Genomic DNA, 22190 nt, shown 5'->3' with positions numbered 1-22190 from the left:
CAGGCCAGCGCGACCCTCAGTCGGGTGCCACCAACCGGAATCCGACCCCCCGCACGGTGCGCAGGTAGCGGGGCTTCGCCGCGGACTCGCCCATTTTGCGCCGGAGCCAGTACAGGTGGACGTCGATCGTCTGGTCCTCGCCGACCGATGGCTGCCGCCATACCTCCTCCAAGAGTTCCCGCCGGGACACTACCCGGCCGGGTCGCGCGGCGAGATACGCCAACAGGTCGAATTCCTTGCGGGTCAGCGCCAGGGGCTCGCCGTCCAGGTGGGCGCTGCGTTCGCCCACGTCGACCCGCAGGCCGCCGACGGTGTGCACGGCCGGCGCGACGGCCCGGCTGGCCCGGCCGACCCGGCGCAGCACGGTGGTGATCCGGGCGTCCAGGTGGGCGCCGGTGAACGGCTTGACCATGTAGTCGTCCGCGCCGGCGCGCAGCAGCCGGACGACCGACTGCTCGTCGTCGCGGGCGGTGGCGATGATGATCGGCACGTCGGTGATGCCGCGCAGCATGCGCAGCGCGTCCGAGCCGTCCAGGTCGGGCAGGCCCAGGTCGAGCACGACCAGGTCGGGGGTCTCCGCGGCGACCCGGCGCAGCGCGTCCAGCGCGGTGCCGACGGCGTGCACGGCGTGCCCCCGGTCGGTCAGGGACCGCAGCATCGCGCCGCGGACGACGTGGTCGTCTTCGACCAGGAGCACGGTGGCCACGTCACGACCGTACTGCCCGTGGCAAGTCGACCGCGTTGCGGCACACCAGCTCACCGGGCACGCTGGGACGGACATGACATTCGTCCTCTTCGCCGACACCCGCCTGGCCCTCGCCCGGGACGCCCTGGCCGGCCTCTCGGTCGGCGACGCCCTCGGTTCGCAGTTCTTCGTGCCGGGGCGCCACCCCGCCGACCTCGCCGCCGGCCGGCTGCCCCCGGCGCCCTGGTCGTGGACCGACGACACCGAGATGGCCTGCTCGGTGGTGGCCGAGCTGGCCGGGGCGGGGGAGATCGACCGGGACCGGCTGGCCCGCGCCTTCGCCGAGCGCTGCGAGCCGTACCGGGGGTACGGGCCAGGCGCGGTGACCATCCTGCGCCTGATCCGGACCGGTACGCCCTGGCCGGTGGCCGCCGCCTCCGCCTTCGACGGGCAGGGCTCCTGCGGCAACGGCGCGGCGATGCGGGTGGGCCCGCTCGGGGCGTACTTCGCCGACTCGCCGGCCCGGGCCGCCACCCAGGCGCGGGCCAGCGCCGAGGTGACCCACGGCCACCCGGAGGGGATCACCGGGGCGGTCGCGGTGGCGGTGGCCGCCGCGCTCGCCGCCCGGGGCCGGCTGGCCGGCGAGCGCCCGGCGCCGGCCCGGTTGCTCGCCGCGGTCGCCGCGACGCTCGACCCGGCCACCGAGGTGCACCACGGGGTACGCCGCGCCGCCGGCCTGCTGGGCCGCCCGGTGGCCGAGGTGGTCGACGCCCTCGGCAACGGCTCCCGGGTCGTCGCGCAGGACACCGTGCCGTTCACGCTCTGGGCTGCCGCGACCCACCTCGACGACTACCCGGCGGCGGTCCGGGCCTGCGTCGAGGCCGGCGGGGACGTGGACACCACGGCCGCCATCGTCGGCGCGGTGGTGGCCGCGCACACCGGCGTGGGTACCCCCGGGGGCGTCCCCACCGCCTGGCTGGCGGCCCGCGAGGCCCTCCCGCCCTGGGCCGGCTGACCGGTCAGCGCCCGGCTCCCACCGTCGGCTCCGCTCCGACGGCCGGCGCCGTCCCCGTCGTCGGCTCCGCTCCCACGGTCGGCTCCGCTCGCACGGACAGGGTGTCCGACAGGCTGGGCCCGCGCTCGGCGTCCTCCGCCGGCCGGTGGCGACGCCGCCAGCGACTGCCCAGCCAGCCGACCGCCGCCCCGCCGCCGAGGCCGGCGAGCAGTCCCGCCCCCAGCAGCACGTCCGCGCTCGGGCCGCCGCCGTCCGCCGCCGTTGGCTCGTACGGGGCGGACCCGCCGTACTCGTCGGGGCCGGCGAGGCCGCTGCCGTGGCCGGCGTGCCCCCCGCCGCCCGCCGCGCCGGGAGCCGGCGGCAGCAGGGTCAGCACCGGCGCCGGGTGCGTCCCGCCCGCCGGGTCGGCCCAGCGCACCACCGTGCCGTCCGCGTAGGTCTGCACCACCTCGAACGTCATCCGCTCGGCCTGCGGCAGCGGGCCCATCGAGACGGCGAACCGGTGCGGGCCGCCGCCCCCGCCGCCGACCCGGATCCAGGTCACCGCGGCGGTGACCGTTTCCACCCGGGGACCGTGCAGGCTCACCACCGGCTCGTCCAGCGTCCGGCTGGTGATCGTCGGCGCCCAGCCGTCGACGGACATCGGGTACGCCTCGGCGACCGGCGCCTGCGCCGGCAGCCGCAGCTCGACCTGACGGGTACGGGTGCCGGGGCGCTCCTCGGGCACCACGATCTCCAACTTCACCGGGTCACCCTGGCGGGCCTGCGCCGGCGTGCTCGTCACGTCCGCCGCCAGCGCCGGGGCGGGCCAGCCCAGCACCCCCGCGACGGCGACCGCCAGGGCGGTCAGCGGTCCGGTCCGGCTCCGCCGGCTGTCGCTACGGGTCATGGCGATCTGCCTCCCCATCGGGTGTCCAGGTGGTCGTACCGACGCCGACCACACGTGGTAGTTCGGGCGGCGGGCGGCAAAGGTTCAATCGCGCGGGCGACGGCGGGTGTTAACAGGGGGCCCCTGCACTACCGGAGGCGTTAACAGGGGGCCCTTCCTTTCCCGGTGGCGGGGGTGGGGGGTGGGACCGATAGCATCGGCGGGGCCGGTCCTCGGCCCCATCCGCTACCTGTCGTTGGAGGAGTCACCGTGTCCGCACCCCGTACCCCCGTCGTGGCCGACCCCGTCGTCGTCGCCGCCGGGACCACGGCGGCCGACGCGGTGGCGGCGGCCGGGCTGCCCACGGCCGGCCCGAAGGCGATCGTGGTGGTCCGCGACCCGCAGGGCCAGCTCCGCGACCTGGACTGGGCGCCGGCCGAGGAGACCAGCGTCGAGCCGGTCGCCCTGGACAGCCCGGACGGGCTGAACGTGCTGCGTCACTCGACCGCGCACGTGCTCGCCCAGGCGGTGCAGGACGTGTTCCCGGAGGCCAAGCTCGGCATCGGCCCGCCGATCGAGAACGGCTTCTACTACGACTTCGCCGTGGACAAGCCGTTCCAGCCGGACGACCTGGCTAAGCTCGAGAAGCGGATGCAGGAGATCGTCAAGTCCGGGCAGCGGTTCCGCCGGCGGCGGTTCGACAGCCTGGACGAGGCGAAGGCCGAGCTGGCCGCCGAGCCGTTCAAGCTGGAGCTGATCGACGTCAAGGGCGAAGGGCTGGACTCCTCCGAGGTGATGGAGGTCGGCGGCGGTGAGCTGACCATCTACGACAACCTCGCCGCGACCGAGGAGAAGGTCTGCTGGTCGGACCTGTGCCGGGGCCCGCACCTGCCGAACACCCGCCTGATCGGGGCGTTCAAGCTGATGCGGTCGGCCGCCGCGTACTGGCGGGGCTCGGAGAAGAACCCGCAGCTCCAGCGGGTCTACGGCACCGCCTGGTCGACCCGCGACGAGCTGAAGGCGTACCTGAAGCTGCTGGAGGAGGCGGCCCGCCGCGACCACCGCAAGCTCGGCGTGGACCTGGACCTGTTCAGCTTCCCCGACGAGCTGGGCTCCGGCCTGGCGGTCTTCCACCCCAAGGGCGGCATCATCCGCCGGGAGATGGAGAACTACTCGCGCCTCAAGCACGAGCAGGCCGGCTACGCGTTCGTGAACACGCCGCACATCACCAAGGGCCACCTGTACGAGGTCTCCGGGCACCTCGACTGGTACGCCGACGGCATGTTCCCGCCCATGGAGGTGGAGGGCGCGAACTACTACCTCAAGCCGATGAACTGCCCGATGCACGACCTGATCTTCCGGTCCCGGGGGCGGTCCTACCGTGAGCTGCCGCTGCGGATGTTCGAGTTCGGCACGGTCTACCGGTACGAGAAGTCCGGTGTGGTGCACGGCCTGACCCGGGTGCGCGGCATGACCCAGGACGACGCGCACATCTTCTGCACCGAGGAGCAGATGGCGGGCGAGCTGAAGTCGCTGCTCGCCTTCGTGCTCGAACTGCTGCGCGACTACGGCCTGGACGACTTCTACCTGGAGCTGTCCACCCGCAACCCGGAGAAGTCGGTCGGCACCGACGAGAACTGGGAGCGGGCCACCGAGGCGCTGCGCTCCGCCGCGCAGGAGTCCGGGCTGGACCTGGTGCCCGACCCGGGCGGCGCGGCCTTCTACGGGCCGAAGATCTCCGTGCAGGCCAAGGACGCGATCGGCCGGACCTGGCAGATGTCCACCATCCAGGTCGACTTCAACCTGCCGGAGCGGTTCGGCCTGGAGTACCAGGCCGCCGACGGCACCCGGCAGCGGCCGGTGATGATCCACCGGGCGCTCTTCGGCTCGATCGAGCGGTTCTTCGGGGTGCTCACCGAGCACTACGCGGGGGCGTTCCCGGCCTGGCTGGCGCCGGTGCAGGTGGTCGGCATCCCGATCCGCGAGGACCACACCGAGTACCTGCACGGCTTCGTCGCGGCGCTGCGCGCCGAGGGGATCCGGGCCCAGGTCGACACCGGCGACGACCGGATGCAGAAGAAGATCCGTACCGCCCAGCAGCAGAAGATCCCGTTCATGGTGATCGCCGGGGACGACGACGTGGCGGCGGGCACGGTCTCCTTCCGGTACCGCGACGGCTCGCAGCGCAACGGCGTGCCGGTGGCCGAGGCGGTGGCCCACGTCCTGGACGTGGTCCGCTCCCGCAGCAACGCCGGCCCCTCCGCCGCCTGACCCGTAAGGAAGGGCCCCCTCTTAACGCCTACGGTAGAGAAGGGCTCCCTTCTCACCACACGGTGTTAAGAAGGGGCCCTTCCTTACGCCCGGCCCGGCCGGGGTGGGTGGGGTCAGATCCCGCAGCTCGGTGCCGACCAGTGCCGGCTCGGGGTGTTGCCCAGGTGGACGTGGTCGTTGTGGCCGGCGTAGCCGGGGCCGAGGATGTTGGTGAAGCCGTGGTTGCGCGCCTGCTGGGCGAGGCGGCAGAACGAGGGCGACCCGACGAGGTCCACGCCGTCGCCGTAGAGGTGCCGGCTGGTGGAGATCCCGCCGACCGCGTTGTTGCAGGCGGTGCTGCGGAACCCGCTGCTGATGGTGAGCGGGACGCTGCCGAGGGCCCGCCGCATGGCCTGGAGCTTCCACATCGAGACCAGCGCGTTGAACCGGGCGGTGCCCGCCGCCACCGCGCCACCGGACCAGGTGCTGTTGCACCGGTTCCACTCGGCGTAGGTGAAGTTGACCGGGGTGCAGTCGTCGTCCTGGAGGTTGTACAGGGTGGCGAAGGTCTGCGCCCCGGCGATCCCGTCGGCGGCCAGGCCGTACGCCTGCTGGAAGCGGATCACCGCGGACCGGGTCGCCGGGCCGAAGACCCCGTCCAGGCCGAGCACCGCGCCGTACCCGGGGTAGCCGGAGACGCGGATCTGGAGCTGGCGGACGTCCTCGCCGGACATGCCCTGGGACAGCGCGCGGCCCCAGGTGTAGCAGCCGTCGGCCTGGGCGGCGGTGCCGGTGGCGGTCACCGCCACCAGGGAGGCGACGGCGGCCAGGAGGCCGGCGGTGATGGTCCGGCCGAGGCGGTGCAGGAGGGTGGCACGGCGACTCACGGGGATCTCCCATCGACGATCATCAGGCTCTAATGCGATGGGAGTCTTTATCGACATCAATGCCCAAGTCAAGATCGTTAACTTGCTTTTTACTCACCTGTCGGCCCGGTTCCGGTCGCGCCGCAGGTCGGCGCGGAACGGCGGTCCGCCGCCGGTGGGCCGTCGCCGGGCGGGAACGTAGGATCGCCGGTGTGACTGGGGCGGAGGGGCACACCGACAGGGACATGGCCGACGGGCTGGACCGGCTCTGGACGCCGCACCGGATGACGTACATCTCCGGTGGGGACCGGCCGGAGGGCGGGTACGACAAACCGGCCGGCTGTCCGTTCTGCCGCGCGCCGGGGCTGCCGCCGGAGGAGAGCCTGGTCGTGGCCCGGGGCGAGCACGTCTTCGTGGTGCTCAACCTGTACCCGTACAACCCGGGTCACCTGCTGGTCTGCCCGTACCGGCACGTCGCCGACTACACCGACCTCGACGCGGCGGAGACGGTCGAACTGGCCACGTGCACCCAGACGGCGATGCGGGTGATCCGGGGCGTCAGCAGCGCCCACGGGTTCAACCTGGGGATGAACCAGGGCGGCGTGGCCGGCGCGGGCATCGCCGCCCACCTGCACCAGCACGTGGTGCCCCGGTGGGGCGGGGACGCCAACTTCATGCCGGTGATCGGCCGGACGAAGGTCCTCCCGCAACTGCTCACCGACACCCGCGACCTGCTCGTGCGCGCCTGGCCCGCCTGACCTCGCCCGCCGCGCGGGTGATCCGGCTACCGTCGCCCGCCCGTACGGATGGTCGTGATGGACTTCTGTCAGGTCGTGTCCGAAAGATGGCAGGATGCGGCGGTGGGCTTGTCGACGCGCACGTTGGGCCGCAGCGGCATCGAGGTCAGTGCCCTCGGCATGGGATGCTGGGCGATCGCCGGCCCCTGGGCCGAGGGTGGCACCCCGCTGGGCTGGGGCCCGGTGGACGACGGGGAGTCGATCCGGGCGGTCCGCCGGGCGCTGGACCTCGGCGTCACCCTCTTCGACACCGCCGACACGTACGGTGCGGGGCACGGGGAGCGCCTCCTCGGCCGCGCCCTGGCCGGCCGGCGCGACGAGGCGGTGATCGCCACCAAGTGGGGGTATACCTTCGACGAACGCACCCGCCAGGCCACCGGGACGGACGCCACCCCGGCGTACCTGCGGCGGGCGGTCCGCGACTCGCTGCGCCGGCTGGGCACCGACCGGATCGACCTCTACCAGCTACACCTGGCCGACCTGCCGGTACCCCGGGCGCAGGCGCTGGTCGGGGCGCTGGAGGACCTCGTCGCCGACGGGCTGGTCCGGGCGTACGGCTGGAGCACCGACCGGGTGGACCGGGCCACCGCCCTCGGGCGCGACGCCCCGCACGCCGCCGCCGTGCAGCACACCCTGTCGGTGCTGCGCGACGCCCCCGACCTGCTCGCCGTCTGCGACAAGTACGACCTGGCCAGCATCAACCGGGGACCGCTCGGGATGGGGCTGCTCACCGGCAAGTACACGCCCGCCTCGACGCTGCCCCGCGACGACGTGCGGGGGGTGACGTCGGGCTGGCTGGAGTGGTTCCGGGGCGGCCGGCCCGCGCCGGAGTGGCTGCGCCGGGTCGAGGCGGCCCGCGCGGCGCTGACCGCCGACGGACGCACCCTGGCCCAGGGGGCGCTGGGCTGGCTCTGGGCGCGCAGTGACCGGGCCGTTCCCATCCCGGGCTGCCGCACCGTGGCCCAGGTCGAGGAGAACACCGCCGCGCTGGCCCGGGGGCCGCTCGAACCGGACCACTTCGCCGAGGTGGAACGGCAGCTCGCGGCCCTGCGCGCGGCGGCCCTGCGGGAGGTGGACCGCCCCTACTGGCCCAGCCCGATGCTGCCCACCGCCCGCCCCTGACCGCCCGTCCGGCCTGGTCCGTCGCCGGCCGCGCCGCGACGACGGACCGGGCGGGCCGCGGTGGGTCAGCCCGGCGCGTGTTCCTTGCGGAGCTGGTCGGCGAGGTGCGCCGGGACCGGCTCGTAGTGGGCGAAGCGACGCCGGAAGGTGCCCGCCCCGGCGGTCAGCGAGCGCAGCTCCGGCGCGTACCGGACCAGCTCGGTGGCGGGGACCTCGGCGCGGACCAGGGACCGCCCCTCGGCGTCGGGGTCCGGCTCGGTGCCGAGCACCCGGCCCCGCCGGCCGGACAGGTCGCCCAGCACCGCGCCGACGGTGTGGTCGGGCACCCGGACCGTCACCTCGTCGACCGGCTCCAACAGCGCCGGCTGCCCCTTCTCGGCGGCGTCGCGCAGCGCCAGCGCGCCGGCGGTCTGGAACGCCGCGTCGGAGGAGTCGACGCTGTGCGCCCTGCCGTCGATGAGGGTCACCCGCAGGTCCACCACCGGGTACCCGGCGAGCAGGCCGCGCTCCATCTGGGCGCGTACCCCCTTCTCCACCGACGGGATGTAGGTGTGCGGGACGGCCCCGCCCACCACCCGCTCGGCGAACTCGAAGCCGCCACCGCGCGGCAGCGGCGCCACCTCGATGTCGCAGACCGCGTACTGGCCGTGGCCGCCGGACTGCTTCACGTTCCTGCCGTGCCCGGTGGCCGGGACGGTCAGGGTCTCCCGCAGCGCCACCCGGACCGGCTCGGTGTCCAGCTCGACCCCGCCGCTGCGCAGCCGCTCCAGCACCACGTCCGCGTGCGCCTCACCCATGCACCAGAGCACCACCTGGTGGGTCTGCGGGTTGCGCTCCAGCCGCAGGGTCGGGTCCCCGGCGACCAGGCGGCCGAGGTTGCGGGCCAGCGCGTCCTCGTCGGCCCGGCTGCGCGCCGCGACGGCCACCGGCAGCAGCGGCTCGGGCATCTCCCACGGGGCGATCAGCAGCGGGTCGTCCTTGGCGGAGATGGTGTCCCCGGTCTCCGCGCTGCCCGACTTGGTGATCGCGCAGAGGTCACCGGCCACGGCGAGGGGCACCTCGCGCAGCGTCGCGCCCAGCGGCGAGTACAGGTGCCCGATCCGCTCGTCGGCGTCGTGGTCCGGGTGGCCCCGCTCGGCCATGCCGTGCCCGCAGACGTGCACGACCTGGTCCGGACGCAGGGTGCCGGAGAAGACCCGGACCAGGCAGACCCGCCCGACGTGCCGGTCGACGGTGGTCCGGACCACCTCGGCGACCAGGGGGCCGTCCGGGTCGCAGGTCAACGGCGGGCGGGGCGTGTCGTCCACCCCGGTCACCACGGGCAGGTCGTGCTCCAGCGGGGACGGGAAGGCGGCGACCAGGGCGTCGAGGAGCACGTCCAGCCCGACCCCGGTGGCCGCGCAGACCGGCAGCACCGGGTAGAAGTGGCCCCGGGCGACGGCCGTCTCCAGGTCGCTGACGAGGACGGCGGTGTCGATCTCCTCACCGGCGAGGTAGCGGTCCATCAGGGTCTCGTCCTCGCTCTCGGCGATGATCCCCTCGATCAGCTCGTCGCGGGCCTCCAGGATCGCCGGCAGGTGCTCCGGGTCCGGCTCGCGGACGGTGGCGGGCAGCCCGCCGGAGTAGTCGAAGACCCGGCGGGTGACCAGCCCCATCAGGCCGGCCACCGACTCGCCGTCGTCGCCGAGCATCGGCAGGTACAGCGGGAGGACGTTGTCGCCGAAGACCCGCTGGCACAGCGCCACCGCCTCGTCGAAGTCGCCGCGCGGGTGGTCCAGCCGGGTCACCGCCACCGCCCGGGGCAGCCCGACCGCCGCGCACTCCTCCCACAGGGCGGCGGTGGCCAGGTCCATCCCGTCGACGGCCGAGACCACGAACAGCGCCGCGTCGGCGGCCCGCAGGCCGGCACGCAGCTCGCCCACGAAGTCGGCGTACCCGGGGGTGTCCAGGAGGTTGACCTTCACCCCGTCGTGCCGCAGTGGCGCGCAGGCCAGCGCCACGGAGCGCTGCTGGCGGACCGCCGCCGGGTCGTGGTCGCAGACCGTGGTGCCGTCGGCGACCGAGCCGGCCCGGCCGATCGTGCCGCTCGCCGCGAGCAGCGCCTCGACCAGCGTCGTCTTGCCCGCTCCGGAGTGCCCGACGAGCACCACGTTGCGGATCCCGCCGGGATCGGTCACCGCCAGCCCACCGCCGGTGGTCGCCTTGTCCTGACTCCTCTGCGCCATCGGGCGCACCTCCCTCAGCCGTGGTGGTGGCGACCGCCGCGCGCGACGGGAAGGGGCCCGGGGCGAATCCGCGGCGATATCCTCCGGTGCACTGCGGTACAGCGGGGACGGGGCGGGCGAACCGTGACCTGGCTCACCTTCCCCCACCGATCAGACACCCGCGCGGGGCGGGGCACAAGCCCGCCCGCCGCGCCGATCACCACCGGCCGTATCGCCGGTGACGGACCGACCGTTATCGTGGGACCGCCATGGCGAAGATCTTCCAAGTGTCGGCCCGCGCGGCGATGACCCGCGTCGTCGAGCCCGTCGCACGCGGCCTGCTCCGGGCGGGCGTCACCCCCAACACGGTCACCGTGGTGGGCACCGTCGGGGTGCTCGTCGGTGCGCTCGGCTTCGGCGCCCGGGGCCACCTGGTCGCCGGTGCCCTGATCGTGACCGTCTTCGCGCTCACCGACCTGCTGGACGGGACGATGGCGCGGATGTCCGGCGGCTCGACCCGCTTCGGCGCGTTCCTCGACTCGAGCATGGACCGGGTGGCCGACAGCGCGGTCTTCGGCGCCGTCGCGTACTGGCTGGCCACCGAGGGCAACCACGCCGGGGTGGCGGCGGCGCTGCTCTGCCTCGCCGCCGGTGGGCTGGTCTCGTACGTCAAGGCCCGCGCCGAGGGCCTCGGCATGACCTGCAACGTGGGCATCGCCGAGCGGACCGAGCGGCTGCTCATCGTCGGGGTCGGCGGGCTGCTCACCGGCCTCGGCGTCGGCCCGGCCCTGCCGGTGGCGCTCTGGCTGCTCGCCGCCGTCTCGGTGTTCACCGTCGGGCAGCGGATGGCGCACGTGTACCGGCAGGCCCGCCAGCTCCAACCGGACGGGCAGCGGTGACGCCCGACGCCCGTGCCGACCAGCCGGTCGCGCCACGCGGCGGGAGTCCGGCGGGGGCGGGGGGCCGGCCCGGGTGAACGCCACCGAACTCGCGTACGTCGCCGGGTGGCGGATGATCCGCGCGCTGCCCCGGCCGATGGTGGCCGCCGCCTTCCAGGCCGGTGCCGACCGCGCCCACCGGCGCCGGGGCGGGGGCGCCACCCGACTGCGGGCCAACCTGCGCCGGGTGGTCGGCCCGGAGGTCCCCGAGGCCGAGCTGGACGACCTGGTCCGCCGGGGCCTGCGCTCGTACGCCCGGTACTGGATGGAGGCGTTCCGGCTGCCCGCGCTGAGCCGGGAACAGATTCTGTCCGGTTTCCGACTGCGCAACCCGGAGCCGCTGCACGCCGACGTGGCCGCCGGCCGGGGCGCGGTGGTGGCCCTGCCGCACGCCGGCAACTGGGACGCGGCGGGAGCCTGGGTGGCCGCGACCGGCTGGCCGATCACCACGGTCGCCGAACGACTCAAACCGGAGGGTGTCTACGAGCGGTTCGTGGCCTTCCGGGAGGGGCTGGGAATGGAGATCCTGCCCACCCACGGTGGCCCCCGCCCGGCGTTCGACGTGCTGGTGGACCGGCTGCGGGCGGGCAGCGTGGTGCCGCTGCTGGCTGACCGGGACCTGTCGGCCCGGGGCGTGGAGGTGGACTTCTTCGGCGGCCGCACCCGGATGCCGGCCGGTCCCGCGCTGCTGGCGATCCGCACCGGCGCCCCGCTCTACGTCGCCTCGATGTGGTACGAACCGGACGCCGCGTGCGCCTCGATCGACGGCCCGCTGCCCCTGCCGGAACCGGACAGTGGGCCGCTGGACCAGCGGGTACGGATGCTGACCCAGCGTATTGCCGACGGTCTGGCGGCGGGCATCGCCCGGCATCCGGAAGACTGGCACATGTTGCAGCGGATGTGGCTGGACCAGAAGAGCCCCGGGGGCACGCGCCCCCCGGCCGCCACCGGATCGGCCTGAGGGGAGTCGCGGTGAGCGTGAGGAGTGCAGCGCAGCGGAGCCCCGCAGTCGCGAGCGGAGGGCGGGCTCGGTGAGCGCGAGGAGTGCAGCGCAGCGGAGCCCCGCAGTCGCGAGCGGAGGGCGGGCTCGGTGAGCGCGAGGAGTGCAGCGCAGCGGAGCCCCGCAGTCGCGAGCGGAAGGTGGCTCCGGTGAGCGCGAGGAGTGCAGCGCAGCGCGCCCCCGCAGGCGCGAACGAAGGACGCTGACGTGCGGATCGGCATCGTGTGCCCGTACTCGTTCGACGTCCCCGGTGGGGTCCAGAACCATGTCATGGACCTGGCCGAGGCACTGATCGGGCTCGGGCACGAGGTGAGCGTGCTCGCGCCGGCCGACGAGGACGCCCCGTTGCCGCCGTACGTGGTGTCGGCCGGCCGGGCCGTGCCGCTGCCGTACAACGGCTCGGTGGCCCGGATCGCCTTCGGGCCGGTCTCCACCGCCCGGGTCCGCCGGTGGCTCACCCGGGGCGACTTCGACGTGCTGCACGTGCACGAGCCGCTCACCCTGAGCCTGTCCATGCTGGCGGTGCTCTCCGCCCGGGGGCCGGTGGTGGCGACCTTCCACACGGCGATGACCCGGTCCCGGATGCTCGCCGCGGCCCAGGGGGCGCTGCGGATCGTGCTGGAGCGGATCACCGCCCGGATCGCGGTCAGCGCCCTGGCCCGCAAGGTGCAGGTCGAGCACATGGACGGCGGCGCGGTGGAGATCCCCAACGGGGTCACCGTGGCCCGGTACGCCGGGGCCGAGCCGTTGCCCGGGTGGCCGGGGGAGTGCGACACCGGGACCGGCGGCGCGATCGGCTTCCTGGGCCGGTTCACCGAGCCCCGCAAGGGGTTCCCGATCCTGCGGGACGCCTTCGTGGCGCTGGCCCGGCAGCGTCCCGGGCTGCGGCTGCTGGTCGCCGGCCCCGGTGACGCCGACGACCTGTACGGGCCGGTCCCGGCCGACCTGCGCGAGCGGGTGACCTTCCTGGGGCGGGTCTCCGAGCCGGAGAAGGCGCGGATGCTGCGCAGCGTGCACCTCTACGCGGCGCCGAACACCGGCGGGGAGTCGTTCGGGATGATCCTCACCGAGGCGCTCGCGGCCAGCACCACGGTGGTGGCCAGCGACCTCGACGCGTTCCGGCGGGTGCTGGACGGTGGGCGGGCCGGGTGCCTCTTCCCGACCGGGGACGCGGTGGCGTTGCGGGGCGTCCTCGCCGAGCTGCTGGACGACCCGGCCCGCCGGGCGGCGCTGACCGCCTGCGGGGACCAGGTGGTGGCGACGTTCGACTGGCCGGTGGTGGCCCGCCGGGTGCTGGAGGTCTACGCCGCCGCGATCGAGGCGACGGACGGACGGGTCATCGACCAGGAATGGGTGGGGCTGGGCTGAGCCGTGGGGCCAGCGGTGCGACTGTCACCGATCGTGACCCGGCGGGGCCGGGTGGGGGGAACGGAGCAGCACTACGATGCCGGGCATGTGGTGGGTGGTGGGCGCAGCGGTGCTCGTCGGCCTGGTCGCGGCGTACCTGGTCTGGACCGCCGGTCGGGTCGAGCGGCTCCAGACGCGTGCCGAGTCGGCCGCCCGGGCCCTCGACGCCCACCTGCTGCGCCGGGCGGCGGCTGCCGCCGTGCTGGCCGAGCGGCGGTCCGGCGTGGAGTTGTACGCCGCGGCGCGGATCGCCCTGGACGCGGGCCCCCGGGAGCGGGAGGCCGCCGAGAACGACCTCACCCGGCAGCTCCGGTCGGCCCGGCTGGACCCGGTCGACCCGGAGTGCGAGGCGGTGATCGCGGCCAGCCGCCGGCTCGCGCTGGCCCGGCAGGTGCACACCGACCTGGTCCGGGACGCCCGCGCGGCGCGCGGGAGGCCACTGGTGCGGCTGTTGCGGATGGGGCGTGGGCACGACTGGCCCCGGTACTTCGACATCGACGATCCGACCCTCCCCGCCCAGGCGGACGTGGCCGCCTGAGCCCCGGGCGCGGGCCGGGTGGCCCCGGGCGCGGGCCGGGTGGCCCCGGTGGCGGGCCGGGTGGCGTGGGTGACGCCGGCCACAGAGCAGGCCACCGTGGGTCTGATTGGCTGTCGGGCGCGCGTTCACCCCGTCGTAGCATTTCGCCAAGCCACCCCGACACCGTCCGAGGAGCGATGACCCGTGTCCGATTCCACCACCCCGCCTGTCAGCGCCACGCCCGTCGTCGGCACCGCCCGTGTGAAGCGGGGCATGGCCGAGATGCTCAAGGGCGGCGTCATCATGGACGTGGTCACCCCCGACCAGGCCAAGATCGCTGAGGACGCCGGGGCCGTCGCGGTCATGGCGCTCGAGCGGGTACCGGCCGACATCCGCGCCCAGGGCGGGGTGTCCCGGATGAGCGACCCGGACATGATCGACGGCATCATCAACGCGGTCTCCATCCCGGTGATGGCCAAGGCCCGGATCGGCCACTTCGTCGAGGCGCAGATCCTCCAGTCCCTCGGCGTCGACTACGTCGACGAGTCCGAGGTGCTGACCCCGGCCGACTTCGCCAACCACATCGACAAGTGGGCCTTCACGGTGCCCTTCGTCTGCGGCGCGACCTGCCTGGGCGAGGCGATGCGCCGGATCAACGAGGGCGCGGCCATGATCCGCTCCAAGGGTGAGGCGGGCACCGGCGACGTCTCGAACGCCACCACCCACATGCGCAAGATCCGTACCGAGATCCGCCGGCTCCAGGCCCTGCCCGCCGACGAGCTGTACGTCGCGGCGAAGGAGATGCAGGCCCCGTACGAGCTGGTCAAGGAGGTCGCCGAGACCGGCAAGCTGCCGGTGGTGCTGTTCACCGCCGGAGGCATCGCCACCCCGGCCGACGCGGCGATGATGATGCAGCTCGGCGCCGAGGGCGTCTTCGTCGGCTCCGGCATCTTCAAGTCCGGCAACCCGGCGCAGCGGGCCGCCGCGATCGTCAAGGCGACCACCTTCCACGACGACCCGGACGTGCTGGCCAAGGTCTCCCGGGGGCTCGGCGAGGCGATGGTGGGCATCAACGTCGACGACCTCCCGCAGCCGCACCGCCTGGCCGAACGCGGCTGGTGAGGTGTAAGGAGGGGCCCCCTGTTAACGCATTCGGTAGAGCAGGGGCCCCTTCTTAACAACGCGCAGGCGCAACGGCGCGACCACGCGCAGGCGCAACGGCGCGACCACGCGCAGGCGCAACGGCGCGGCCACGAGACGCGACGGACGACGGAAGGGGAGGAACGTGACCGCACCCGTGATCGGTGTGCTCGCGCTGCAGGGTGACGTGCGTGAGCACGTCGCGGCCCTGACCGGCGTCGGCGCGCAGGCCCGCCCGGTCCGCCGGCCCGAGGAACTGGACGCCGTCGACGGCCTGGTCATCCCGGGCGGGGAGTCCACCACGATCAGCAAGCTCACCGACATCTTCGAGCTGCGTGAGCCGATCGACAAGCGGATCGCCGCCGGCCTGCCGGTCTACGGCTCCTGCGCCGGCATGATCATGCTCGCCACCGAGGTCCTCGACGGCCGCCCGGACCAGCGCGGCTTCGCCGGCATCGAGATGACGGTACGGCGCAATGCCTTCGGTCGGCAGGTCGACTCGTTCGAGGCGCCGGTGGCGCTGGCGGGGGTGGACGGGGGGCCGTTCCACGCCGTCTTCATCCGCGCGCCCTGGGTCGAGCGGGTCGGTGCCGGGGTCGACGTCCTCGGCGAGGTCACCGACGGGCCGGCGGCCGGGCGGATCGTCGCGGTCCGGCAGGGCAACCTGGTGGCCACCTCGTTCCACCCGGAGCTGACCGGCGACCTCCGGCTGCACCGGTACTTCGTGGACCTGGTCCGGACCGCCTGAGCTGGCCTGGTGCGGACCGCCTGAGCTGGCCTGGTGCGGACCGCCTGAGCGGCCTGGTCCGGCCGTCTGGGCGACGCGGCGTGGGCCGTCCGAGCGACGCGGCGCGGGCTGTCTGAGCGGCCTGGTCCGGGGGGTCCGGGCCGCCGCCCGGTGGGTCGGCTTTGGCCGGTCGTGCGCGGTGCCTGACGGCGGTGTGGCGGACGCCGGTAAGATTGCCGAGATTCGGCAGGGCTCTGCTCGCCACGGCTTCCACCACGGCTGACGGTTCCACACGGCTGACCGGCACCCCACGTGCGCCGGCGGGAGCGGGCGTGGGCGGTGCGGTCGACGCAGACGGCGGGTAGCAACGGAGGTAGCAGATGTCCGGCCACTCCAAGTGGGCGACCACCAAGCACAAGAAGGCCGTCATCGACGCCAAGCGCGGCAAGATGTTCGCCAAGCTCATCAAGAACGTCGAGGTCGCCGCGCGGACGGGCGGCGGTGACCCGGCCGGCAACCCCACCCTCTTCGACGCCATCCAGAAGGCCAAGAAGAACTCCGTGCCCAACGACAACATCGACCGGGCCGTCAAGCGGGGTTCCGGTCTGGAGGCCGGGGGCGCGGACTACCAGACGATCATGTACGAGGGGTACGGTCCGAACGGCGTCGCGCTGCTGATCGAGTGCCTCACCGACAACCGCAACCGGGCGGCGACCGAGGTCCGCACGGCGCTGACCCGCAACGGTGGGTCGTTCGCCGACGCCGGCTCGGTGTCGTACATGTTCTCCCGCAAGGGCGTGGTGATCGTGCCCAAGGCCGGGACCAGCGAGGACGACGTGATGCTGGCCGTGCTCGACGCCGGGGCCGAGGAGGTCAACGACCTCGGTGAGGCGTTCGAGGTGGTCTCCGAGCCGGGTGACCTGGTGGCCGTCCGCACCGCCCTGCAGGACGCCGGGATCGAGTACGAGTCGGCGGAGTCCTCCCTGATCCCCAGCGTCAACGTGCCGCTGGACGAGGAGGGCGCGCGGAAGATCTTCAAGCTCATCGACGTGCTGGAGGACTCCGACGACGTGCAGAACGTCTACGCCAACTTCGACGTCTCCGACGAGGTGATGGCCGCCGTCGGCTGACCCCGCCGGCCCGCCGGGAGCGGGACGAACGACGATGCGCCCACCGGGAGGACCCGGTGGGCGCATCCGTGTGGTGACCGGGGCGGGCCCGGTCAGCCGGTGGTCTCGCGGGAGCGCCAGGCGGTGGCCAGCGCGACCCGGCCGCCGGTACGCAGCAACGAGCCCTGGTAGATCCGGGCCCCGGCGGCGACGAAGGCGACCGCGGTCACCGCGAGCAGCACCAGCGACAGCAGCGCCTCCCAGAGGGCCATGTCGCCGGTGAAGGCGCGCAGCGGCATCGCCATCGGCGACGAGAACGGCAGGTACGACAGCGCCCGCAGGACGGTGACGTTGTCGTTGAAGAAGATCACCGCGAAGAACGGCAGCATCAGCGCCAACTGCACCGGGGTGGACGAGGCGGCGATGTCCTCCTGCCGGCTGACCACCGCGCCGGCCACCGCCCACATGGCGGCCAGCAGCAGGAAGCCGAGGAGGAAGAACGGCACGAACCAGCCGATCGCCGGCCCGACCAGCGACAGCACCTCGGCGTTCCCGGTGAACTGGAGGCCGGCGAGGGTGACCAGGGCGATCAGGACGATCTGCCCGAGCGCCAGCAGGCAGCCGGCGACCACCTTCCCGGCGAGCAGGGCGCGGATCGGCACGGCGGCGGCCAGGATCTCGACGATCCGGGTCTGCTTCTCCTCGGTGATGCTCTGCGCGATCTGCAGGCCGAAGGTCTGGCTGGTGATGAAGAAGACGAACGCGAAGATGAACGGGACCGCGAACGCCAGGAACGGGTCGACGGCGTCGGGGTCGAGCAGCACCACCGGCGGGGCCGCGCTGAGCGCGCCGACCACCTCGTTGGGGGCGGTGTCGAGGGCGAGCACGGTCGGCCCGGTGATCACGGCGGCGTCCACCTCGCCGGCGCGGACCGCCTGCTCGGCGGCGGCGTCGTCGGCCACGACCCGCACGTCCAGGCCCGCCTCGGTGAGGACCGTGGCGGCCTGCCCGGTGTCGCCGCCGACCGCCACGGAGGCCGGGCCGCCGGAGAGCAGGCCGGGCAGGATGGTGGCGCCGGCCGCGATGAGCAGGAAGATCAGCGTACTGATCAGGAAGGTGCGGTCGCGCAGCTTGACCCGGATCTCCCGGGCGGCGACGAGCATGGTGGCCTGGCGGGTGTTCACTGGGTGACCTCCCGGAAGATCTCGGCGATCGTGGGCGTGACCGGGTGGAAGGCACGGACCGGCCCCCGGGCCAGCGCGGCGCGCAGCACCTGCTGGTCGTCGGCGTCGGCGTCGAGGTCGAAGACGGCCCGGGGCCCGTCGAGGTCGACCAGGGTCACTCCGGGCTGGTCCCGCAGCCAGCCCGCGTCGCCGTCGACCACCAGCGTGTACCGGGGCTGGCCGTACGCCGCGCGCAGTTCCTCGCGGGTGCCGGCGGCCCGGATCGCCCCGTCGGCGATGATCACCAGGTCGTCGCAGAGCCGTTCGACCACGTCGAGCTGGTGGCTGGAGAAGAGCACCGGCACCCCGGCGGCGGCCCGTTCGCGCAGCACCGACACCAGCGTGTCCACGGCGGTCGGGTCGAGGCCGGAGAAGGGCTCGTCGAGCACCAGCACCTCCGGGTCGTGCACCAGCGCGGCGGCGACCTGGGCGCGCTGCTGGTTGCCCAGGGACAGGGTCTCCAGCAGGTCGTCGCCCCGGGCGTCGAGCCCGACCCGCGCCAGCAGCTCGTCGGTGTTGCGCCGGGCGGTGGCCGCGTCGAGGCCGTGCAGGCGGCCGAGGTACGTCACCTGCTCGCGGGCGGTCATCTTCGGGTAGAGGCCGCGTTCCTCCGGCAGGTACCCGAAGCGGTGCCGGCCCTCCCGGGTCAGCGGGGCGCCCTGCCAGCTCACCTCCCCCCGGTCCGGGGCGAGGACACCGAGGATGATCCGCATGGTGGTGGTCTTGCCGGCGCCGTTGCCGCCGACGAAACCGGTCATCCGGCCGCCGTGCACGTCGAAGGTCACGTCTCTGAGTACCTGACGGTCGCCGAAGCTGCGGTCGACGCCGTCGAGTCGGAGCACTGAGGTCACGGAGCCCAGGTTAGATCGATCATGGTGGGACTCCCTCGGACCGGGGAACGATCATCCGGGTCCGCCTTGCGACGGACCCGGTCATCCGCCCGGTTGGATCACACCCTGCTCGTACGCGAAGATCACCGCCTGGACCCGGTCCCGCAGGCCGAGCTTGGCGAGCATCCGGCTGACGTGGGTCTTGACCGTGGCCTCACCGAGGGTGAGGGTCGCGGCGATCTCCGCGTTGCTGGCGCCCCGGGCGACGAGGACCAGCACCTCCCGTTCCCGGGGGGTGAGGTCCGCCAGCTTCGCTGCGGTGCCGGCCCCGACGGGTGGGCCGCCGGAGCGGGCGAAGGTGGCGATCACCCGGCGGGTCGGCTCCGGGGCGAGCAGTCCTTCGCCCCGGGCGAGGACCCGGACGGCGTCGACGAGGGCCTCCGGGGTGCCGTTCTTGAGCAGGAAGCCGCTGGCCCCGGCGCGCAGCGCGGCGAAGAGGTAGTCGTCGCGGTCGAAGGTGGTGAGGATCAGCACCGCCGGGGCGGCGGCCCCGGTCAGGCCGCCGGTGATCTCCCGGGTGGCGGTGAGCCCGTCCATCCGGGGCATCTCCACGTCCATCAGCACCACGTCCGGGGCGGTGGCGCGGGTCAGGGCGACCGCCTGCTCCCCGTCGGCGGCCTCGCCGACCACCTGGATGTCCGGCTCCACCTCCAGGATGACCCGGAAGCCGGTCCGGACGAGGTGGTGGTCGTCGGCGAGGAGCACCCGTACCGGACCCGGGTCGGTTCCGGTCACGCCGGCTGCTCCGCCACGGTCGAGGGGACCGGGAAGCGGGCCCGGACCCGCCAGCCCCCACCGAGGCGTGGCCCGACCTCCAGGGCCCCGTCGTGGGCGGTGACCCGCTCCCGCATCCCGACCAGGCCCAGTCCCCGGTCGTCCGGCACCGCCCCGCCCTGCCCGTTGTCGGTCACGTCGACCTCCACCTCCTGTGCCAGGTAGCGGATCCGTACGTCGAGCACGGTAGCCCGCGCGTGCTTGAGGGTGTTGGTCACGGCCTCCTGCACGATCCGGTACGCCGCCTGGGAGACCGAGTCGGGCAGCGGCACCGGGTCGCCGTACACCCCGGCGGTGGCCTGGAGCCCGGCGTCGCGGGCCCGGTCGACCAGGCCCGGGATCTGGTCCAGGCCGGCTCCGCCGGGTTGCCGGTCGTCCCGGTCGGGGCCGGAGGCGCGCAGCAGGCCGAGCATCCGGCGCAGTTCGTCCACGGCGGTGCGGGCGGTCTCCTCGATCGCGGACAGGGCGGTGCGGGCGGCGTCCGGGTTCCGGTCGAAGACCCGCCGGCAGGCGGCGGCCTGCACGCCCATCACGGAGACGTGGTGGGCCACCACGTCGTGCAGTTCCCGGGCGATGCGGACCCGTTCCCCGATGACCGCGCGTTCCCGCGCCTGCGCCTGGGAGCGGCGCAACTCCTCGGCCTGTTCCCGCAGCTCCTGGTCGCGGCGGGCGGCCACCCAGGCGGTGTCGCCGAACAGGTACGCGAAGCCGAAGAACAGGGCGTTGATCAGGACACCCTTGACGACCACCGCGAGGATCGGGGGTACCGGGCCGACGGCCTGGGAGAAGGCGTCCGGGCCCACGTCCTGGAAGCCGTGCACCGCGTAGTAGAACGCCAGCCAGGCGAACATGCTGCCGATGACCCCGAGGCGCAGCCGGCGGGCCAGCCGCCGGTTACGTCCCCAGGCGCCGAGGGTGTAGATCGCGGCGAAGAGGGCCCCGGAGGTGACCTGGCCCTCCGGGGCCGCCCGGGCCTGCCCGAGGATGTAGGCCACCGAGATCACCAGGGTGACGGCCTCCGGCCAGCGTCGCCGCCAGGCCAGCGGGAGGGTGGCCGCGACCGCCCAGAAGGTCTGCTCCGCGACCGAGTGGGGCATGCCGAGGATGAACATTCCCGCGCTGCGGGCCAGGGCGAGGCTGACCAGGGCCAGGGCGGTGACCCCCAGCCCGATCCAGAGGTCGGCGCGGCGCTGCTGGGGCGTCGGTCCGGGCCGACGCCACCGCTCCCGGCTCGTGGTGTCCATACCCAGACGATGCCACCCCCGTCGCACCTGCCGCGACCAGGTCCGCAGCGCCGGTACGAGCCGTGCGCGCCGGCGGTCGGGAGGAAGCTCCCCCGACCGCCGGCGCGGATCAGTCGCCCGGGTCACCTCGGCCAGCGGCGGGCCTTGAGCACGCTGTCGACCACGTCCCAGATCGTGATGACGACGATCGAGACGACGGCGATCACGGTGACGGTGCCCAGGTTGTCGCCCTCGCGCAGCCACTCGAACCGGGCCACCAGCTCCGGGTTGAGCAACTGCTCGGTGAGCAGCAGCCAGATCACCGGTACCGCGAAGGCCACCCCCAGGACGGCGTTGACCACGACCATGCCCCAGGTCCAGTGGCCCACCCGGTACTTCACGAACTCGAACACGATCATCGCGACCACGACGGCGAGGAGGACCGGGAGCCAGAAGCCCCAGAGGGCGGGGTCGACGACGGCCAGCTGCTCACCGTCGCCGAACCGCAGTTGCTGCGTGGGGAAGAAGGCCACCCCGACGGTGAAGAGCAGGACGACGACGGCGGCCACGGTGTCGCTCAGGGTGATCTGCCGTTCGGTGGTGGCCTCGGGCAGGTCGTCGAGGCTCCAGCGGGGCAGGTGCCGGGCGTCGCCCGTGCGCTCCCAGATCGCGAAGACGAGGGTGACCCAGAAGGCGACGTGCACGGCGACGCTCAGGGCGGTACCGATGGCGGGCCCGATCGCGCCGAAGCCGTCGCCGTCGACGAGGTGCACCAGGCCGACGACGGTGCCGACCAGGGCCGGCACGTACGCCAGCAGGGTCCGCAGCAGGTTCCACCAGGCCAGGTAGTAGGCGGGGCCGATGAGCTGGAGCCGCTGGCCGGTGTAGCGGGCGGCCAGCAGTTGGGGGTTGCCCAGGTCGGTGAGCACCTCCCGCTCGGCGGTGGACTGGTCCTGTCCGGCGCCGACCCGGTCGTCGACCGCGTCCTCGATCGAGGCACGGAGCTCGGGGGCGATCTCCTCGCGGCGGTGGGCCGGGACCGACCCCAGGGTGGCGGCGAGGTATCGGTCGGTCAGGGAACTCATCGGTCCACTCCTTCAATCAACCCGGTCATGGCGGTCTGGACGGCGGCGAGGTCGTCGAGCAGGGTGCGCAGCACCGACTCGCCCTGGTCGCTGGTCCGGTAGAACTTGCGCGGCCGGCTCTCCTCGGTGTTCCACTCGCTGGTCAGCAGGCCCTGTTCCTCCAGCCGGCGCAGCAGGGGATAGAGGGTGTTCGCGTCCACCGGGAACCCGTGCGTGGAGAGCCGCTGGAGCAACGCGTACCCGTAGTCGGGTCGGCGCAGGGCGATCAGGCTCGCCACCACCACCGTGCCCCGGCGCAGCTCCTGGAGGTGGGTCCGCAGGATGTCGTCGCTAACCATGCGACACACGAT

General features: G+C 73.9%; 21 protein-coding genes. 11 read left to right on the top strand and 10 right to left on the bottom strand.

Translation table 11 applies throughout. The annotated features are described in order from the left end of the window. Positions 1 to 16: 16 nt before the first annotated feature. On the bottom strand, positions 17 to 706 hold the full coding sequence (locus ACQUFX_RS14900; RefSeq protein ID WP_067365021.1) for a response regulator transcription factor: 690 nt from the start codon (positions 704 to 706) through the stop codon (positions 17 to 19). Between the two features lie 73 nt (positions 707 to 779). On the opposite strand from ACQUFX_RS14900, the gene ACQUFX_RS14895 reads away from it, so the two are divergent. Then, positions 780 to 1700, top strand: a complete 921-nt coding sequence (locus tag ACQUFX_RS14895; protein ID WP_428966617.1) for an ADP-ribosylglycohydrolase family protein — start codon at positions 780 to 782, stop codon at positions 1698 to 1700. A gap of 4 nt (positions 1701 to 1704) precedes the next feature. On the opposite strand, the gene ACQUFX_RS14890 is transcribed toward ACQUFX_RS14895, so the two are convergent. Then, on the bottom strand, positions 1705 to 2589 hold the full coding sequence (locus tag ACQUFX_RS14890; protein ID WP_428966616.1) for a DUF1775 domain-containing protein: 885 nt from the start codon (positions 2587 to 2589) through the stop codon (positions 1705 to 1707). A 249-nt stretch (positions 2590 to 2838) separates the two neighbouring features. On the opposite strand from ACQUFX_RS14890, the gene thrS reads away from it, so the two are divergent. Next, a complete protein-coding gene (thrS, locus tag ACQUFX_RS14885) occupies positions 2839 to 4839 on the top strand; it encodes a threonine--tRNA ligase (RefSeq protein ID WP_428966615.1) in 2001 nt (666 codons plus the stop codon). A 113-nt stretch (positions 4840 to 4952) separates the two neighbouring features. Here the strand turns inward: thrS and ACQUFX_RS14880 are convergent, their stop codons facing one another. Continuing rightward, the gene (locus ACQUFX_RS14880) at positions 4953 to 5705 is read right to left on the bottom strand and encodes a D-Ala-D-Ala carboxypeptidase family metallohydrolase (protein WP_428966614.1); all 753 of its coding nucleotides are present in this window, start codon (positions 5703 to 5705) and stop codon (positions 4953 to 4955) included. A gap of 224 nt (positions 5706 to 5929) precedes the next feature. Here ACQUFX_RS14880 and ACQUFX_RS14875 point away from each other — a divergent pair, with 224 nt between their 5' ends. Beyond that, positions 5930 to 6442, top strand: coding sequence for an HIT family protein (locus tag ACQUFX_RS14875; RefSeq protein WP_428966956.1), 513 nt, complete (start codon positions 5930 to 5932; stop codon positions 6440 to 6442). 159 nt (positions 6443 to 6601) lie between these two features. Further along, positions 6602 to 7603 carry an aldo/keto reductase gene (locus ACQUFX_RS14870; protein WP_428966955.1) on the top strand — a complete coding sequence of 334 codons (1002 nt, stop codon included), beginning with the start codon at positions 6602 to 6604 and terminating at the stop codon, positions 7601 to 7603. A gap of 65 nt (positions 7604 to 7668) precedes the next feature. Here ACQUFX_RS14870 and ACQUFX_RS14865 read toward each other — a convergent pair whose 3' ends face one another. Further along, on the bottom strand, positions 7669 to 9828 hold the full coding sequence (locus ACQUFX_RS14865; protein WP_428966613.1) for an elongation factor G-like protein EF-G2: 2160 nt from the start codon (positions 9826 to 9828) through the stop codon (positions 7669 to 7671). A 248-nt stretch (positions 9829 to 10076) separates the two neighbouring features. On the opposite strand from ACQUFX_RS14865, the gene pgsA reads away from it, so the two are divergent. The 7 genes from pgsA to ACQUFX_RS14830 all read left to right on the top strand — a co-directional run bounded on the left by pgsA (position 10077) and on the right by ACQUFX_RS14830 (position 16666). Then, a complete protein-coding gene (gene pgsA, locus ACQUFX_RS14860; RefSeq protein WP_428966612.1) occupies positions 10077 to 10706 on the top strand; it encodes a phosphatidylinositol phosphate synthase in 630 nt (209 codons plus the stop codon). 73 nt (positions 10707 to 10779) lie between these two features. Next, a complete protein-coding gene (locus ACQUFX_RS14855; protein ID WP_428966611.1) occupies positions 10780 to 11706 on the top strand; it encodes a phosphatidylinositol mannoside acyltransferase in 927 nt (308 codons plus the stop codon). A 246-nt stretch (positions 11707 to 11952) separates the two neighbouring features. After that, complete coding sequence (locus ACQUFX_RS14850; RefSeq protein ID WP_428966610.1) at positions 11953 to 13113, top strand: glycosyltransferase family 4 protein; 1161 nt, start codon at positions 11953 to 11955, stop codon at positions 13111 to 13113. Between the two features lie 85 nt (positions 13114 to 13198). Further along, positions 13199 to 13690, top strand: coding sequence for a hypothetical protein (locus ACQUFX_RS14845; protein ID WP_211271936.1), 492 nt, complete (start codon positions 13199 to 13201; stop codon positions 13688 to 13690). 183 nt (positions 13691 to 13873) lie between these two features. Next, the gene (pdxS, locus tag ACQUFX_RS14840) at positions 13874 to 14791 is read left to right on the top strand and encodes a pyridoxal 5'-phosphate synthase lyase subunit PdxS (RefSeq protein WP_067364992.1); all 918 of its coding nucleotides are present in this window, start codon (positions 13874 to 13876) and stop codon (positions 14789 to 14791) included. A gap of 163 nt (positions 14792 to 14954) precedes the next feature. After that, complete coding sequence (pdxT, locus tag ACQUFX_RS14835; RefSeq protein WP_428966609.1) at positions 14955 to 15557, top strand: pyridoxal 5'-phosphate synthase glutaminase subunit PdxT; 603 nt, start codon at positions 14955 to 14957, stop codon at positions 15555 to 15557. A 359-nt stretch (positions 15558 to 15916) separates the two neighbouring features. Further along, positions 15917 to 16666 (top strand): YebC/PmpR family DNA-binding transcriptional regulator, encoded by a 750-nt coding sequence (locus ACQUFX_RS14830; protein ID WP_067364985.1) that lies wholly within the window; start codon positions 15917 to 15919, stop codon positions 16664 to 16666. Between the two features lie 92 nt (positions 16667 to 16758). Here the strand turns inward: ACQUFX_RS14830 and ACQUFX_RS14825 are convergent, their stop codons facing one another. From ACQUFX_RS14825 to ACQUFX_RS14800, 6 genes are all read right to left on the bottom strand, one after another. Next, positions 16759 to 17829 carry an ABC transporter permease gene (locus ACQUFX_RS14825; protein WP_428966608.1) on the bottom strand — a complete coding sequence of 357 codons (1071 nt, stop codon included), beginning with the start codon at positions 17827 to 17829 and terminating at the stop codon, positions 16759 to 16761. Next, positions 17826 to 18719, bottom strand: coding sequence for an ABC transporter ATP-binding protein (locus ACQUFX_RS14820; protein WP_428966607.1), 894 nt, complete (start codon positions 18717 to 18719; stop codon positions 17826 to 17828). The genes ACQUFX_RS14825 and ACQUFX_RS14820 overlap by 4 nt, the downstream gene beginning before the upstream one ends. 81 nt (positions 18720 to 18800) lie before the next feature. After that, positions 18801 to 19493 (bottom strand): response regulator, encoded by a 693-nt coding sequence (locus tag ACQUFX_RS14815; protein WP_428966606.1) that lies wholly within the window; start codon positions 19491 to 19493, stop codon positions 18801 to 18803. Further along, positions 19490 to 20776, bottom strand: coding sequence for a sensor histidine kinase (locus ACQUFX_RS14810; protein ID WP_428966605.1), 1287 nt, complete (start codon positions 20774 to 20776; stop codon positions 19490 to 19492). Before ACQUFX_RS14810 ends, ACQUFX_RS14815 begins: the two co-directional genes overlap by 4 nt. Before the next feature lie 122 nt (positions 20777 to 20898). Next, a complete protein-coding gene (locus tag ACQUFX_RS14805) occupies positions 20899 to 21840 on the bottom strand; it encodes a permease prefix domain 1-containing protein (RefSeq protein ID WP_428966604.1) in 942 nt (313 codons plus the stop codon). Further along, a complete protein-coding gene (locus tag ACQUFX_RS14800; protein ID WP_067364967.1) occupies positions 21837 to 22178 on the bottom strand; it encodes a PadR family transcriptional regulator in 342 nt (113 codons plus the stop codon). Before ACQUFX_RS14800 ends, ACQUFX_RS14805 begins: the two co-directional genes overlap by 4 nt. Between the last annotated feature and the right edge of the window lie 12 nt (positions 22179 to 22190).

It is taken from the genome of Micromonospora fluostatini, from assembly GCF_050410825.1.
Lineage (GTDB): Bacteria > Actinomycetota > Actinomycetes > Mycobacteriales > Micromonosporaceae > Micromonospora > Micromonospora rosaria.
Note: the sequence above shows the minus strand (reverse complement) of the source record. Positions and strands in the feature narration are given on the sequence as shown.